The sequence below is a fragment of the Pseudomonas sp. NPDC089743 genome (assembly GCF_044748785.1).
In the GTDB taxonomy this organism is placed as follows: Bacteria; Pseudomonadota; Gammaproteobacteria; order Pseudomonadales; family Pseudomonadaceae; genus Aquipseudomonas; species Aquipseudomonas putida_X.
Map to the genome: position 1 here is coordinate 105,089 of NZ_JBIVGS010000012.1, position 15,857 is coordinate 120,945.

Consider the following 15,857-nt stretch of genomic DNA (forward strand, 5'->3'; position numbering starts at 1 on the left):
GTGGCCGGGTCTACCGGCCGCTGGTGGCCCCATCGGTGTGATGTATCCGTGCCATCAGTTTTTTCGTACACTCCGCTCATCCAGCTCGCAAGGGAGTGTGCAACATGTGTCGTGGGATTCGACTGGCTTTGGCCTTGAGTATGTTGCACCTGCCATTGGCACTGGCCGCGCAGGCGCCAGCCGACCCGCTGCTGGATGCGCCGAGCGCCAGCGATGCAGGCGCCGAGCAAAGCGCCCGTGGCGTGTTGCGTGCGCGTCATCAGGCCGTGCTGGCCAGTGAGCTGGCCGGGCGCATCGTCGAGATGCCATATGCCGATGGCGAGGCTTTCAAGAAGGGCAGCACCCTGGCGCGCTTCGACTGCTCGGCCTACCAGGCCCAGCTCAATGCCGCCCAGGCGGCGGTGCGCGCAAGCCGCGAAGAGCTCAACCACAACCGGCAACTCGCCGCACTGAAATCGGTGGGGCAGTTCGAGGTGTCGCTGGCTGAGGCCAAGCAAGCCCAGGCCCAGGCCGAAGCCCAGGTCTACCAGGTGCAGGTCAAACGCTGTGTGGTCACCGCCCCGTTCGATGGACGAGTGGTACAGCGCCGTGCCCAGCCCCACGAAAGCGTCGCCAACGGCGCCCCGCTGCTGGAGGTGGTGGACAACCGTTCGCTGGAAATCCAGTTGCTGGTGCCCTCGCGCTGGCTGGCCAGGCTCAAGCCCGGGCAAAGCTTTCAGTTCACCCCGGACGAAACCGGCCAGCCGTTGGGGGCCACGGTCAAGCGTGTGGGCGCGCGAATCGATGAAGGCAGCCAGACGCTGCTGCTGATCGGAGAACTGCCCAGCGACACCCACGGTTTGCTGGCGGGCATGAGCGGTACGGCCCACTTTGCGCAGCAGCCATGACCGCCGCTGCCCATGGTACGGCGGAGCGCGCCTTTGCCTTGTTTCTGGGGCTCCAGCGCCAGGCGCGCCAGGCCAGCACTAGCGAGCAGTTGGCCTATGCCATGGTCAACGACGGCCAGGCGATGTTTGCTTTTCGCCATGCCGCGTTACTGATCGCCGGCAAGGTGCAGGCGCTGACCGGCATCAGCGTGGTGGAAGCCAATGCACCGTTCGTGGCCTTTGTCGAACGTGCCGTGGGCAAGCTGCAGGCTGCCGGTGTCGCTGGACAGGCCGGTGAGGTCGACCCCAGCGTGCTGGATGCCCAGATACTCGCCGACTGGCAGGCGTTGTCGGCAGGGCAAGCCTTCTGGTTGCCGTTGCACGACCGCAAGGGTGAAGCCTTCGGCGGCTTGTGGCTGGCCCGCGAGCAAGCGTTCAACGCCGCCGAGCAGGCTTTGCTGGTGCAGCTGGGAGAAACCTATGCGCATGCCTGGCAGGCCCTGAACCCGGTACGCCCATGGCGCCTGCGCTGGCCGCGGCGGCGCTTGCTGGCCGTGCTGGCGGTCGCCCTGCTGGTGTTGTTGCTGCCGGTGCGCCAGTCGGTGCTGGCGCCGGCCGAGGTGGTGCCGCGTGGTGGCTGGGTGGTGGCGGCGCCGCTGGAGGGTGTGGTGGCTGAGTTCCTGGTCAAGCCTAACCAGCGTGTGGCGGCCGGGGATTTGTTGGTGCGCTTCGATGCCACCGCCCTCAAGGCCCAGGCCGATGTGGCCGCACGTACCTTGGGCGTGGCGGAGGCCGAACTCAAGGTCAGTACCCAGCGCGCCTTTACCGATGCCGATTCCAGCGCGCGCCTGGATTTGCTGGCCGCTCGCGTCGAACAGAAGCGCGCCGAGCTCGACTATGCCCGCCAGTTGCTGGCGCGCAGCGAAATCCGCGCCGAACGTGACGGCATTGCGGTGTTCGCCGATGTAGAGCGCTGGACCGGCAAACCGGTGCAGACCGGCGAGCGCCTGATGCAACTGGCCGACCCCGAGCAGGCCGAGCTGCGCCTGGAGTTGCCGGTCGGCGATGCCATCGCCCTGCAGCCGGGGGCCGAGGTGGCGCTGTTCCTCGACAGCGACCCCCTGCATCGGCACGTGGCGAAGCTCGAACGCGCCGCCTACGAGGCCCAGACCACCGCCGCCGGGCAGCTTGCCTACCGGCTGGATGCGTCATTCGTCGAGGCCTCACCACGCATCGGCCTGCGCGGTACTGCCAAACTCTACGGCGAACGCGCGCCGTTGGCCTATTACCTGCTGCGCCGGCCTCTGGCGGCCCTGCGCCAAGGGCTGGGCCTGTAATGTTGCCGGCGCTGCGTGCGGACCTGCAGCTCTCACCTGCGGCACCAGCGTTTGACGGTGCCCCGCAATGGACCTTGGCCGACCCATTGCGCGGCCGTTATTTCAAGCTAGGCGCGGCCGCGGTGCGCTTGCTTCGCCACTGGCCGCTGGGTGAGCCGCAACGGGTGCTGGCAGCTGCCAATGCCGAGCCGGGCCTGCCTCTGGAGCCCCGGGAGGTGGAGGACCTATTGGCGTTTCTCGGCCACCACGACCTGCTCAGCGCCAACGACCCCAAGCAGCGCCAGAGTTATGCCGTGAAGGCCGCCGCCAGCCAACAGGGCCTGTGGCAGAAAGCGTTGCACCAGTACCTGTTCTTCCGCATCCCGCTGTGGCGCCCGGATGCCTTTCTCAACCGTACCTGGCCGCTGCTCGAACGCCACGGTGGCTGGCTGCTGCGTTTTGGCCTGCCGGCGCTGCTGGTGCTTGGCCTGTTCCTGGTGATTCGCGACTGGTCGCGCTTCATCGCCACGTTCCCGCACCTGTTCAGCCTCGGCGGCATGCTCGCCTTTGGCCTGGCCCTGGCGTTGGCCAAGCTTTGCCACGAGTTCGGCCATGCCTACATGGCCAAGCGCGCCGGCTGCCGTGTGCAGAGCATGGGGCTGGCGTTCATGGTGCTGCTGCCGATGTTCTACACCGATGTCAGCGATGCCTGGCGCGTCAGCGACCGGCGCTCACGGCTGCTGATCGATGCAGGTGGGGTGTTCGCTGAACTGGTGCTGGCGGTGTTGGCGCTGCTGGCCTGGTCGCTGCTGCCCGATGGGCCGCTGCGCACCGCCGCGTTCATGCTGGCCAGTGCCACGTGGATCACCACCTTGCTGGTCAACCTGAACCCGTTCATGCGCTTTGACGGGTACTTTCTGGTCAGTGACCTGTTAGGGGTGGAAAACCTGCAGCAACGCGCCTTCGCCCTGTGCCGGTGGCGCCTGCGTGAGGCGTTGTTCGGCTATGGCGAGACGATGCCGGAGCCGTGGCCACCGCGGATGCGCAAGCGCCTGCTGATCTGGGGCTATTGCGCCTGGATATGGCGTGCACTGTTGTTCTTTGGTATCGCCCTGGCGGTGTATCACCTGTTCTTCAAGGTGCTGGGTATTTTCCTGATGCTGGTGGAACTGGTGTGGTTCATCGGCTTGCCGGTATTCAAAGAGCTGCAGCAGTGGTGGCTGCGCCGTGACCAGGCCCAGCCGCGCAAGACGCTGGCGCTGGGCCTGGGGTTGATGCTGCTGTTGGTGCTGCTGGCCGTGCCCTGGCGCGGTGCCGTGGAGGTGCCAGCGATGCTTGAGGCATCGCGGGTGAGCGCCTTGCATGCGCCGGTGGCGGCGCGGGTGAAGCAGTTGCAGGTGCACGATGGCCAGACGGTCGCCCAGGGGCAGTTGCTGCTGGAGCTGGAATCGCCTGACCTGGATTCGCGCCTGAAGATCGTGCGCCGCGAAATAGACATTCTGCAGTTGCTGTTGCGCCGTCAGTCCGGGCGCAGCGCCACCGCCAGTGATGCCGGGGTGCTCGAGCAGCAACTGGCCGAGGCAGTGGCCGAGTACCGGGGCCTGGCTGCCCAGCGTGAACGCTTGCAATTGCGCGCGCCGGCGGCGGGCGTGTGGCGCGACATGCCTCGGGACCTGCAGGCAGGGCAGTGGGTCAATACCGGCCAGCCCCTGGGGCGGGTGGTCGAACCGGGGGTGCGCCTGCGTGGTTACCTGGGTGAGGCCGATTTGTGGCGCGTGGCCGCTGGCAGTGAAGGGCGCTTCATTGCCGATGACCCGGCGCGGGCGGCCTTGCCCGTGCGCGTGGAGCAGGTAGACGCTACCGGCGTTGCCGCGCTGGACCTGCAGGCGCTGGCGTCTGACCGGCATGGCCCGGTGGCCGTGCGCCGCGATGGGCAACAACGTGCCCAGCCGCTGCAGGCGCAGTACGGGGTGCGCCTGAGCCCGCGGGTGGACGTGGCTGATGTGGCCCAACCGTTGCGTGGGGTGGTGGTGCTCGAAGGCGCTCGCGAGTCGCTGCTGGGCGCGGCCTGGCGCAGATTGGCGGCCTTGGGCGTGCGCGAAAGTGGTTTCTAGGGCGAATTCACCACAAGGAGCAGTCATGAGCGAAATCTCGCTGCCGCTATGTTCCCGGCTGCCGCTTGCCATCGACCTGCCGGCATTGCTGCAGGCGCTGGAACGGGTGCAGGCAGGGGCCTGGCAGGCGCATTTCAACCGTGGTTATCACGAGGGCGACTGGAGCGGTGTGGCGCTGGTCAGTGCCGAGGATGCCCCTGTGCCGCTTGCACCCGGCCGCGGCGCGCCGGTGAAGCTGGCCTGGTGGCACCAGGAGACGGCGTGGCAGGCCGCGCTGGCGCCATTTCGCGCGACACTGCAGGCCGCACGCCTGCTGCGCCTGGGGGAGGGCGCGCGAATTCACGAGCACCGCGACCCTGACCTGGGGCGCCCTGGCGGCTGCCTGCGCCTGCATGTGCCACTGCTGAGCCCACCTGGCGTTGAGTTTATCGTCGACAGCCTGCAGGTCCCCATGCAGGCGGGCGAGTGCTGGTTCGTCGACCTGTCACGTGCGCATCGGGTGCACAACCCCGGCCCCGGTGAGCGTATCCACCTGGTGCTCGACTGCTTGCCCGACACCTGGCTGCTCGGGTTGATCGCCCAAGGGCGGGCGCTGACCCCGGCTTTGAGCCCGGGGCGGGCAGCGCAGGCATTCGAGCGCTTGCGTGAGCACGTGGCGCATGACCCTGCCCTGGCAGCCAAGCTGCAGGTATTGGACGACCCACGGGCCTTCGTGGCAGCGGCCATTGCCCTCGGCGCACCCCTGGGCCTGGTGTTTTCCGAAGCCGAGGTGCTCAGTGCCATGCGCCAAGGCAAGCAAGCATGGAGCGATCAATGGCGAATCTGAATGCCTCGGGCAGTTTTCACGGCTGGATGCCCATTCGCCTGTGGCGTGAGCAGGGTGAGTGGCGCCTGGACTGGTGCTGGTTTGGCCAGCAGGCCCTGACCAGGCCGTTTTTCCGAGACGACGTCGATCAGGCGTTGCGCCTGCCGTTCAACCAGGCCCTGCGCCGTAACACTAGCTTGCAGGCACTGCTGGACTGGCAGGAGAGCAGCCCAGGCCTGGCACCCTCGGTGCTGGTGTTCCATGCCTCGCGCTGTGGCTCCACCCTGATCGCACAACTGATGGCCAGCCAGGCGCACAACATCGTGCTCAGTGAGCCGCCACCGTTGGACAACCTGCTCAGGGCACCGCTGCAGGACCCAGAGGCCAGGCACTGGCAGGCCGAAGGCGTGCGCGCACTGCTTTCAGCCTACGGCCAGCGGCGCCTAGGCGAGGAGCGCCGGTTGGTGATCAAGCTCGATGCCTGGAACGTGTTCGAGGCGCCCTTGCTGGCCGAACTTTACCCCGACGTGCCGCGGATCTTCCTCTATCGCGACCCGCTGGAGATCGTGGTCTCGCAGTTGCGCCAGGCCGGCATGCACCGCGTGCCGGGCCTGCTTGGCACGTCGGCGCTGGACACCTTGCTGGGCAGCGCCGAGGGCACGGACACGGTGCAATACACCTGCCGGGTAGTGGGTGAGATCCTCAAGGCCGGCCTGCAGCTATGCCGGGAGCATGGCGGCATTGCCGTCAACTACAGTGAACTGCCTGAGGCCATCTGGGGGCGCCTGGCCCCAGTGTTCGGCGTGATGCCGGGCGATGTGCCGTCGTTGCGGGAAGTGGCCGCGTTCGACGCCAAGCAACCGGGCATGAACTTCAGTGCTGACAGCCAGCGCAAGCGAGCGCAAGCCAGCGAGCACGTGCTTGAAGGTGTGCGTCAATGGGCGTTGGAACCCTATAACTGCTTAGAATTCATACGCTTGCATAACGCCTGAAAACTGGCGTCAAAAGGCTTGGAACAGCTGTTTGAGAAAACTGTGTAAATCGCCCTGTTCGGTAGTGGCGATTTGCCCCGACAATCGACTACGCTAAACGCCATCGTGTAGGACAATTCACTTGGATGTGCCCCCCACCAAGGGGTAACTACAGCAGGGAAGCGTGACTCGATGCCGACATCTGAAGTGCTTCTGCGCCCCGTGGTGGACGCTGACCAAGTGTTTCTGCGTGCCTTGTACGCTACCAACCGGGCCACCGAAATGGCCACGCTGGCGTGGGACCAGGCAACGATCGAGCATTTTCTCGACCAGCAGTGGCGTGCCCAGCACCTTCATTACCAGGCGCAGTACCCCGACGCCTGCTTTCTGATCATCGAAACCGCCCACGAACCTATCGGCCGTGCATCCCTGCACTGGGCCGACAGCCACCTGCAGATCATCGATATGGCCCTGTTGCCCGCCTGGCAGGGCCAGGGTATCGGCACACGTCTGCTGCGCCAGTGGCTGGCACAGGCTGACCGCCAGGGCCAGAGCGCCGGTTTGCACGTCATTGCCCACAGCCCGGCCGTGCGCCTTTACCAGCGCAGTGGCTTCGAAGTGGTCGACGACAATGGCCTGTACCTGAAGATGCATCGTTCCTGAACCCCTTTAACGGGCCGCCCGGTCCGCCTTGCAGATAGTCATAGGAGAGCAGCAAATGGATCCGTTTCTCGGTGAGATCAAGATGTTCGCAGGCACTTTCGCGCCACGCGGCTGGGCATTCTGCCAAGGCCAGTTGATGAGCATTGCCCAGAACAACGCGTTGTTCGCACTGCTTGGCACCACATATGGCGGTGATGGCCGCACCACCTTCGCCCTGCCCGACCTGCGCGGCCGCGGGCCAATCGGTTTCGGCACCGGGCCAGGCCTGGACAACGTGGTGCAGGGTGAAGCTGCCGGTGCCAACGAGGTCACGCTGTTGCAGCCGAACATGCCGATGCAGCAGGCGATGATCCCTGCGCAGACCGTCTCGGTGGCCATACCGGCGGTGGAAGGCGATGCCAACGCTTCGGCACCTTCGTCTGGCAACGTGCTGGCCAAGTCTTTTGACAGTTCGGGTGCAGGGACGGCGGCGGATATCTATTCCAGTGACACGCCCAACACCAGCCTCAAGCCGTTCAACGTCACGGTGCCTCAAACCACCGTCAACCTCGGTGGTGGCTCGCTGCCGGTGTCTGTGCAGAACCCCTACCTGGGCATGAACTTCATCATCGCCCTGGAAGGCATCTTCCCGAGCCGTAACTGAGTCAAGGCCGTGCAGGGCACTGCGGGGGCATCTCGGCGCCCCGCGGTGCAACAGGGTTTTCAACAAGGATGCGCCATTGCCTGGCGCAGTGACAGGATCAACCAGCCCAAGGGCTGAATGAGGTCGGCATGGCATTCTGGAAGCGAAACAAGAAGAACCAAAACCCCAGCGTTTCCATGAGCCGGCCGAGCCTGATTCAGGCCTTGGAACCCCGCATGATGTTCGATGCTTCGGTGGCCGTGGTCGCCGATCAGGGCGCCCAGGCCGCAGAGGCAGCCACTGCCACTGCCACGGCCACCAGCAAGGACACCGCTACCGCCAGCGATACGGCCAGCACCCAGGACAGCGCCAGCCACGAAAGCGCGCAGCAGGCCGCACCCGCGACGGCGCCGGCTACCCTGGCCGCCGAGCGCCACGAAGTGGTGTTCGTCGACTCCGCCGTCAGTGACTACCAGAAGCTCATCGCCGGCCTGCCCGCCGGGGTCGAGGTGGTGGTGCTGGAGAACGGCAAAGACGGTTTCAAGCAGATCGCTGATTACCTCGACGGCCGTACCGATGTCACGTCCATCGACATCATCAGCCACGGCGACAGCGGCTATGTGTACCTGGCCGGCAACGCCATCTGGGCCAACCAGCTGGCCAGCCATCAGGCCGACCTGGCGCGCATCGGCGCCAGCCTGGCCGAGGGTGGCGACATCCGCTTTTTCGCCTGCAACACCGGCCAGGGCAGTGATGGCCAGCTGTTCGTTGATGAAGTGGCAAGGCTGAGCGGCGCCGATGTAGGCGCGTCTGCCGACTCGACCGGCAACCGCGCCGGCGAGGACTGGGAACTGGAAACCGTCTACGGCGTGGTCGCTACGGGCGTTGGCGTGCAACGTGGTGACCTGACGGCGTTCAATACGTCGCTGGCGACCATCACGGTAACCGACACCGATGCCTCGTCCGTTCAGGCCAACGGCTTGGTCTCGCTGGCCGAAGCGATCCAGGCCGCCAACACCGACGCCTCGGTGGACGGCTCTGCCGCTGGCAGTGGCAGCGACATCATCGTGTTCCATCAATCGCTGAGTGGCCAGACCATCCGCTGGTCCACCGCTTCGGCGTTGCTGGTCACCAGCAACATCACCATCAACGGTGATGTGGATGGCGACGGCCGAGGCGACATCATCCTCAGTGGCGACGTCAACAACAACGGTGTGCGTGATGCCACCGAGGCGTCGGGGCTGCAGAGCAACAGCGGCGGCGTGCTGACGGTGCGCAACCTTGATTTTCGTGAGTTCTCGGGCAACCTCGTCGGTGGCGCGATCCGTGCCAACAGTGGCTCGATCACCATTGAAGATTCGAACTTCCAGAACAACGCCGGTGCAGTGATCAACTCGGCGACCACTGTCGGCTCCGCGGTAGTGGTGCGCAACACCACCATTCATGACAACAGCGGCAGTATTGTCGGGGCCACCGGGATGTCATCGCTGGTGCGCTTGGGTGGCGCCAACAACCATGTGTTGGAAAACGTGGCGATCTACAACAACACCGGCACCTACGCTGCGACCGGCACCGTCGCCGGGGGGGCAGTGATCGTCCTGAACAACGCGGGTGGTTCGGTCAACATCGTCAACAGCACCATTGCCAATAACGTATTTCTCAATACCAGTACCGGTAGCATCACCTCCGCGGGCCTTGGCTGGGTCAATGGCCAGGGCGGCACTATCACGGTGCAGAACTCCATCCTCACCGGCAACACCGTCAACGGTGCTGCGGCCGATGCCGTCACCGGCAGCGGCTACACCAGCATCACCAACCTGATCGGCACCACGGTCAACTTCGTCAATGCTGCCGGGGGTGATTACCGCCTGGCCTCCACGGCCAGCAATGCCATCGACCAGGGCACCAGCAGCGGTGCGCCGGCCACCGACCTGCGCGGTTTCGAGCGGCCTCGCGGGGGCGGTGTGGATATCGGTGCCTACGAGGTGCTGTACTCGGCACCACCGGTGGTTGACCTGGACATCGGTACTGGCGGCAACGACAGCACGGTGAACTTCACCGGCACCGCAGTGGCGATCGTGCCGAACATCTCCCTCACCCAGACTGACGGCGACACCCAGGTGAGCGGGGCCTCCCTGACGCTGAGCGGTGTGGCCGATGGCGCCAACGAAACCTTGTCGCTCAGCGCAGCGCAGATCGCCACGGCTGCCGGGTTCGGCATCACTGTCAGCGGCTCGGGCAGCGCCGTGCTGACCCTGAGCGGTGTCGCCACCCTGGCCCAGTACCGGGCAGTGCTGGCATCGGTGGCCTATGGCAACGCGGCGGCGGCCTATACCACGGGCACCCGCACCGTGACCGTCAGCGTCAACGATGACATGGGCAGCACCACGCGTACCGCTTCGGTGGCCGTGCTGCCGCAGAACAGCGCCCCGGTAATCGGTAACCTCAATGGCGACAGCGCGGTATTTACCCAAGGCAACGGCGCGATACTGCTCGACGCGGGTAGCAATGCCACGGTCAGCGACAGCGACTCGGCTGATTTTGGCGGTGGCAACCTTACCGCTTCGATCAGCGCCAACGGCGTAGCCGGCGAAGACACCCTGGGTATCCGCAGCGTGGGTAACGGCGCCGGGCAGATCAGCCTCAGTGGCAATACCGTGAGTTACGGCGGCGTGGCCATCGGCACCGTGGCCGGCGGCACAGGCGGCGCCAGCCTGGTGGTGACCTTCAACGCCAATGCCACCGCCGCGGCGGTACAGGCGCTGGTGCGCAGTATCACGTATGACAACGGCAATGCCGGCAATGGCATCGGCCAGGCCAGCCGAGCGGTTTCGGTAACCGTCAGCGACGGCGATGGCGCTACCTCCGGTACCGCCACGGTGCTGGTAACTGTCCGCGAGACCGTGCCGCCCACCGCTACCATCAGCCTCAGTGACACCGCACTGAAAGTCGGCGACACAGCGACCGTGACCTTCACCTTCAGCGAAGCCGTGACGGGTTTCAGCAATGCTGACCTCACGGTGGTGGGCGGTACCCTGTCGGCAGTGAGCAGCAGTGATGGTGGCCTCACCTGGACGGCTACCTTCACCCCGAGCACCAACATCACGGTCGCCAGTGCGGCGATCACCCTGAACAATACCGGCGTCGCTGACCTGGCGGGCAATGCTGGCAGTGGCACCACCGTGTCGCCGAGCTACAGCATCGATACCCAGCGCCCTACCGCCACCCTCGTCGTCGCAGACAATGCCTTGCGCGCGGGCGAGACCAGCCTGGTGACGATCACCTTCAGCGAGGCGGTAAGCGGCTTCACCACTGCTGACCTGAGCGTGGCCAACGGTACTTTGAGCACGCTCAGCAGCAGCGATGGCGGTATCACCTGGACCGCCACCTTCACGCCCACCAGCAACGTTACCGATGCCACCAACCTCATTACCCTGAACAACACCGGGGTCACTGACAGTGCTGGCAACGCCGGCACCGGCACCACCAACTCGAACAACTACAGCGTCGATACCCAACGCCCGGTAGCGACAATCGTGGTTGCAGACACTGCCTTGAGCATTGGCGAAACCAGCCTGGTGACCATCACCTTCAGCGAGGCGGTGACGGGCTTCAGCAATGCCGACCTGACCGTGGCCAACGGCACCCTGAGCGCGGTGAGCAGCAGCGATGGCGGCATCACCTGGACCGCCACCTTCACGCCTACCAGCAATGTCACCGACGCCAGCAACCTGATCAGCCTGGATAACACCGGCGTGACCGACGCTGCCGGCAACACCGGTACCGGCACCACCGACTCCAATAATTACGCGATCGACACCGTGCGGCCGGTCGCGACCATCGTGGTCGCCGACAGCAACCTGGCCATTGGCGACACCAGCACCGTCACCATCACTTTCAATGAACCCGTCTCCGGGCTGTCCCTGGCCGACTTCACAGTACAGAACGGCACGCTCAGCGGCCTGAGCACCAGCGACAACATCACCTGGACCGCCACCTTCACGCCCGCTGCCAATGTCACCGACACCAGCAACCTGATCACCTTGGACAATACCGGCGTGGTCGACACGGCTGGCAACGCCGGCACTGGCAGTACCGGCTCGAACAACTACGCCATCGACACCCAGCGCCCAACTGCAGCCATCGTGATGGCCGACACTGCGCTGAACGTAGGTGAAAGCACCACGGTGACCATCACCTTCAGCGAAGCGGTGTCTGGCTTCACCCTGGCCGACCTGTCGGCGCCGAACGGCACCCTGAGCGGGCTGTCCAGCAGCGACGGCGGCATCACCTGGACGGCCACCTTCACGCCGTCGATCAACGTGCAGGACGCCACCAATGTCATCACCCTGGCCAACAACGGCGTGACCGACCTGGCCGGCAATGCTGGCAGCGGCACCACCGACTCGAGCAACTACGCGGTCAGCACCCTGCAACCCACGGCGACGATCGTGGTCAGCGATTCGGCCCTGCGTATCGGTGAGACCAGCCTGGTCACCATCACCTTCAGTGAGGCGGTGACTGGCTTCACCCCTGCTGACCTGACCGTGGCCAACGGCGCCCTGAGCGGGCTCTCCAGCAGCGACGGCGGGATCACCTGGACCGCCACCTTCACGCCCGCCAGCAATGTCACCGATACCTCCAACCTGATCACCCTCGACAACAGCGGTGTGGTGGGCCAGAGCAGTGGCAACGCGGGCTTCGGCACCACCGATTCGAACAACTACGCCATCGACACCCAGCGCCCGACCGCAACCATCGTAGTGGCCGACAGCCAACTGGCGATTGGCGAGACGTCGCTGGTGACCTTCACCTTCAGCGAGGCGGTGGTCGGCTTCAGCAATGCCGACCTGACCGTGAGCAACGGCACTCTGAGCGCGGTTGCCAGTTCAGACGGTGGCATCACCTGGACCGCCCTCTTCACGCCCACCAGCAATGTCACCGACGCCAGCAACCTGATCACCCTGGACAACACCGGCGTGGCGGACCTGGCGGGCAACGCAGGGTCCGGTAGCACCGATTCGAACAATTACGCCATCGACAGCCTGCGCCCGACCGCCACCATCGTGGTCGCCGACAGCAACCTGACCGTGGGCGAAACCAGCCAGGTGACCATCACCTTCAGCGAAACGGTGACGGGCTTCACCAATGCCGACCTGACGGTTGCCAATGGCACCTTGAGCGCGGTTTCCAGTGCCGACGGCGGCATCACCTGGATAGCCACCTTCACCCCAGCCGTGGGTGTGCGGGACGCCACCAATGTCATCACCCTGGCCAACACGGGCATCGCCGACCTGGCCGGCAACCTTGGCACCGGCACCACTTCTTCGAGCAACTACTCGGTCGACACCATCGTCCCTACCGCCACCATCGTGGTGGCCGACACTGCCTTGAGCATTGGCGAAACCAGCCTGGTGACGATCACCTTCAGCGAGGCGGTGAGCGGCTTCAACAATGCCGACCTGACCGTGGCCAACGGTACCCTGAGTGCGGTGAGCAGCAGCGATGGCGGCATCACCTGGACCGCCACCTTCACCCCCACCAGCAATGTCACCGACACCAGCAACCTGATCAGCCTGGACAATACCGGCGTGGCCGGCCAGAGCGGCAACGCCGGTGTCGGCACCACCGATTCGAACAACTACGCCATCGACACCCAGCGCCCGACAGCCACCATCGTGGTGGCCGACAGCCAACTGGCGATTGGCGAGACGTCGCTGGTGACCATCACCTTCAGCGAGCCGGTGGTCGGCTTCAGCCTGGCCGACCTGAGCGTGGCCAACGGTACCCTCAGCGGGCTCGCCAGCAGCGACGGTGGCCTGACCTGGACGGCGACATTGACACCCTCAGCCGGCATCAGCGATACCAGCAACCTGATCACCCTGGACAACACCGGCGTGGCGGACCTGGCGGGCAACGCAGGGTCCGGCACCACCGACTCGAACAATTACGCCATCGACAGCCTGCGCCCGACGGCCACCATCGTGGTCGCCGACAGCAACCTGACCCTCGGCGAAACCAGCCAGGTGACCATCACCTTCAGCGAAGCGGTGACAGGCTTCACCAATGCCGACCTGACGGTTGCCAATGGCACCTTGAGCGCGGTTTCCAGCACCGACGGCGGCATCACCTGGACAGCCACCTTCACCCCAGCCGTGGGTGTGCGGGACGCCACCAATGTCATCACCCTGGCCAACACAGGCATCGCCGACCTGGCCGGCAACCTTGGCAGCGGCACCACGTCCTCGGGCAACTACGCGGTCGACACCATTGTGCCCACCGCCACCCTCGTGGTGGCCGACAATGCGTTGCGGGCGGGCGAGTCCAGCCTGGTGACCATCACGTTCAGCGAAGCGGTCAGTGGGTTTACCTTGGCTGACATGAGCGCGGCCAATGGCGTGCTGAGCAACCTGAGCAGCCAGGACGGGGGCATCACCTGGACCGCGACCCTGACACCGACCAGCAATGTCGAAGACACCAGCAACCTCGTGTCTCTGGACAACAGCGGGGTAGTTGCCACGGCCTCTGGTAACGCTGGTGTGGGCAGCAGCATTTCCAACAACTACGCCATCGACACCCGCGTCCCCAGCGTGACCAGTGTCGGTGGGCCGGCCGGCGTTTCCTACAACGCCGGCGACGCGCTGGTGTTCGTGGTCAATGCCAGTGAGGCAGTGCAGGTGGCCGGTTCGCCACGCCTGGCGCTGGACGTCGGCGGGCGCACGGTGTTCGCCGAGTTGATAGCCGGTGCTGGCACGCCGACCCTGGTGTTCCAGTACATCGTCCAGGCCGGCGACAATGACAGCGATGGCATCCGCGTGACCGGCCTGTCGGCCAACGGCGCCACCCTGAGCGATGCCCAGGGTAATGCCATGAACCTGGCCTTGAATGGCATCGCCGACACGAGCACGGTGCTGGTCGATACACTGGCACCGGCAGCTGTCGGCATCGTCACCCTCGACCCATCCCCGAGCAACGCCCAGAGCGTTCGCTTCACCGTCACCTTCAGCGAGCGCGTCAACGGCGTTGACCTGGCCGACTTCAGCCTGGTCGCCAGCGGTACCGCCAGCGCGACGCTCAGCGGCCTGCGGCAGATAAGCGATGGCGTCTACGAGATCACCGCCAGCGGTGTCAGCGGCAGCGGTACCCTGGGCTTGAACTTGAAGGCTGCAGGCACCGCCATCAGCGATGTGGCCGGCAACGTGCTCACGGGCGGCCTGACCGGCGCGGTGTACACCGTCGACCATGACGCCCCCACGGTGACTAGCGTCAGCGTGCCGGTGGGCGTGCATTACAACACCGGCGATACCCTGACCTTCGTGGTGGATACCAGCGAAGCGGTGATTGTCGACGGCACACCGCAGCTGGCACTGGATGTGGGCGGGCGTACGGTGTATGCCGATTTCGTCGCTGGCTCCGGCACGCCGACGCTGGTGTTCCAGTACCGCATCCAGGCTGGCGACAACGATGCCGACGGCATCCAGGTTGTGGGCCTGGCCGCCAATGGCGCGACCTTGCACGACGCTGCCGGCAATGCCTTGCAGCCAGGGCTGGGGGCGGTTGGCGACAGCACGGGCGTCATCGTCGATACCCGCTTGCCGAGCGTCGAGTCGATCGTGCCGATGCCTGTCAATGGCAGCGGTAGCCAGGGCTTTATCGTGACCTTCAGTGAAGCGGTTCGCGGCGTCGATTTGAGCGACTTCCAACTGGTAGCGAGCGGCAACGCCAGCGGCACCCTGCAATCACTGGTGCAGATCGACAGCCGCACCTGGCAGGTGAATGCCGTGGGGGTTGCCGGCAGCGGCAGCCTGGCCTTGGCCTTGAACAACAGCGGCACGGGTATCAGTGACATGGCGGGCAACGGGCTGGAGGGCGGTTTCGTCGGCCAGGGCAGTGCGCTGCAGAGCACGGGCGCTGACACGCAGTTCCTGGCCTACCCGGCCGCGCCGCCAAGCCTCGCCGGCCAGCCACTGCCCCTGCCCGGCACAGCGGCGCCAGCGTTCTCGGCGTTCCAGTCACCTTTGCTGCCAGTACCGTTGTTCGAAGTGCCGAGTGTTGGCGGTGGGCTGCCGCCGCTGGGCAGCATCTTTATCCGCGAGGGTGCCCTGGCGCCCAGCTACCTTGCCCAGGTGTTCGCAGGGCAGCAGGGCGGCTCCGCCATCGGCAACGGCAGCGGCAGCGGTTTCCTCGGCTTTGGCGGTGGAGATGCCAGCGTGTTCGGCGCCAGCAGCCTGGCCAATATTTTCGACAAGACGCTGCCGGACGACGGCGGCCAGTATGAGCTCAGTGGCGGCAACCCGTGGCGCCAGGGCGGCGAGGGCCAGGCCGGTGCGCCGACGCTGGGGCAGCAGTTGCAGGCTTTCAAGGAGGGCGAGCAGCGCCAGGTCAGGGAGCTGGCGCTGGCGCTCGGACAGATCAAGGCACCCATGCCCGAGGCGTGAGCCAGAGCCATGGCGGATAACAACACAATGGATATCAAAAAGCAGTACCAGGGGGCGGTGGG

At 65.5% G+C, this 15,857-nt stretch carries 8 protein-coding genes; all 8 read left to right on the forward strand.

Features of this window, described 5'->3' with window-relative positions:
- The first annotated feature begins 140 nt into the window (after positions 1 to 140).
- The 8 genes from ACIPZC_RS19655 (at position 141) to ACIPZC_RS19690 (ending at position 15,795) form a co-directional block, all read left to right on the forward strand.
- Complete coding sequence (locus ACIPZC_RS19655; RefSeq protein ID WP_400628963.1) at positions 141 to 887, forward strand: efflux RND transporter periplasmic adaptor subunit; 747 nt, start codon at positions 141 to 143, stop codon at positions 885 to 887.
- Positions 884 to 2,203: an efflux RND transporter periplasmic adaptor subunit gene (locus tag ACIPZC_RS19660; protein WP_400628924.1), complete on the forward strand. Its 1,320-nt coding sequence runs from the start codon at positions 884 to 886 to the stop codon at positions 2,201 to 2,203. The genes ACIPZC_RS19655 and ACIPZC_RS19660 overlap by 4 nt, the downstream gene beginning before the upstream one ends.
- Complete coding sequence (locus tag ACIPZC_RS19665) at positions 2,203 to 4,296, forward strand: biotin/lipoyl-binding protein (protein WP_400628926.1); 2,094 nt, start codon at positions 2,203 to 2,205, stop codon at positions 4,294 to 4,296. Before ACIPZC_RS19660 ends, ACIPZC_RS19665 begins: the two co-directional genes overlap by 1 nt.
- A gap of 25 nt (positions 4,297 to 4,321) precedes the next feature.
- Entirely contained in the window at positions 4,322 to 5,122 is an 801-nt protein-coding gene (locus ACIPZC_RS19670) for an aspartyl/asparaginyl beta-hydroxylase domain-containing protein (RefSeq protein WP_400628928.1), read from the forward strand.
- Positions 5,110 to 6,093, forward strand: coding sequence for a sulfotransferase family protein (locus tag ACIPZC_RS19675; RefSeq protein WP_400628930.1), 984 nt, complete (start codon positions 5,110 to 5,112; stop codon positions 6,091 to 6,093). The genes ACIPZC_RS19670 and ACIPZC_RS19675 overlap by 13 nt, the downstream gene beginning before the upstream one ends.
- Positions 6,094 to 6,264: 171 nt before the next feature.
- Positions 6,265 to 6,735 (forward strand): GNAT family N-acetyltransferase, encoded by a 471-nt coding sequence (locus tag ACIPZC_RS19680; protein WP_400628932.1) that lies wholly within the window; start codon positions 6,265 to 6,267, stop codon positions 6,733 to 6,735.
- 55 nt (positions 6,736 to 6,790) lie between these two features.
- Entirely contained in the window at positions 6,791 to 7,378 is a 588-nt protein-coding gene (locus ACIPZC_RS19685) for a phage tail protein (protein WP_400628934.1), read from the forward strand.
- 128 nt (positions 7,379 to 7,506) lie between these two features.
- Positions 7,507 to 15,795 carry an Ig-like domain-containing protein gene (locus ACIPZC_RS19690; protein ID WP_400628936.1) on the forward strand — a complete coding sequence of 2,763 codons (8,289 nt, stop codon included), beginning with the start codon at positions 7,507 to 7,509 and terminating at the stop codon, positions 15,793 to 15,795.
- Positions 15,796 to 15,857 lie beyond the last annotated feature (62 nt).

What these genes read in the sequence shown, in the direction of transcription:
- ACIPZC_RS19655 (WP_400628963.1), top strand. Translation starts at nt 141, where the DNA reads ATGTTGCACCTGCCATTGGCACTGGCCGCGCAGGCGCCAGCCGACCCG.
- ACIPZC_RS19660 (WP_400628924.1), top strand. Translation starts at nt 884, where the DNA reads ATGACCGCCGCTGCCCATGGTACGGCGGAGCGCGCCTTTGCCTTGTTT.
- ACIPZC_RS19665 (WP_400628926.1), top strand. Translation starts at nt 2,203, where the DNA reads ATGTTGCCGGCGCTGCGTGCGGACCTGCAGCTCTCACCTGCGGCACCA.
- ACIPZC_RS19670 (WP_400628928.1), top strand. Translation starts at nt 4,322, where the DNA reads ATGAGCGAAATCTCGCTGCCGCTATGTTCCCGGCTGCCGCTTGCCATC.
- ACIPZC_RS19675 (WP_400628930.1), top strand. Translation starts at nt 5,110, where the DNA reads ATGGCGAATCTGAATGCCTCGGGCAGTTTTCACGGCTGGATGCCCATT.
- ACIPZC_RS19680 (WP_400628932.1), top strand. Translation starts at nt 6,265, where the DNA reads ATGCCGACATCTGAAGTGCTTCTGCGCCCCGTGGTGGACGCTGACCAA.
- ACIPZC_RS19685 (WP_400628934.1), top strand. Translation starts at nt 6,791, where the DNA reads ATGGATCCGTTTCTCGGTGAGATCAAGATGTTCGCAGGCACTTTCGCG.
- ACIPZC_RS19690 (WP_400628936.1), top strand. Translation starts at nt 7,507, where the DNA reads ATGGCATTCTGGAAGCGAAACAAGAAGAACCAAAACCCCAGCGTTTCC.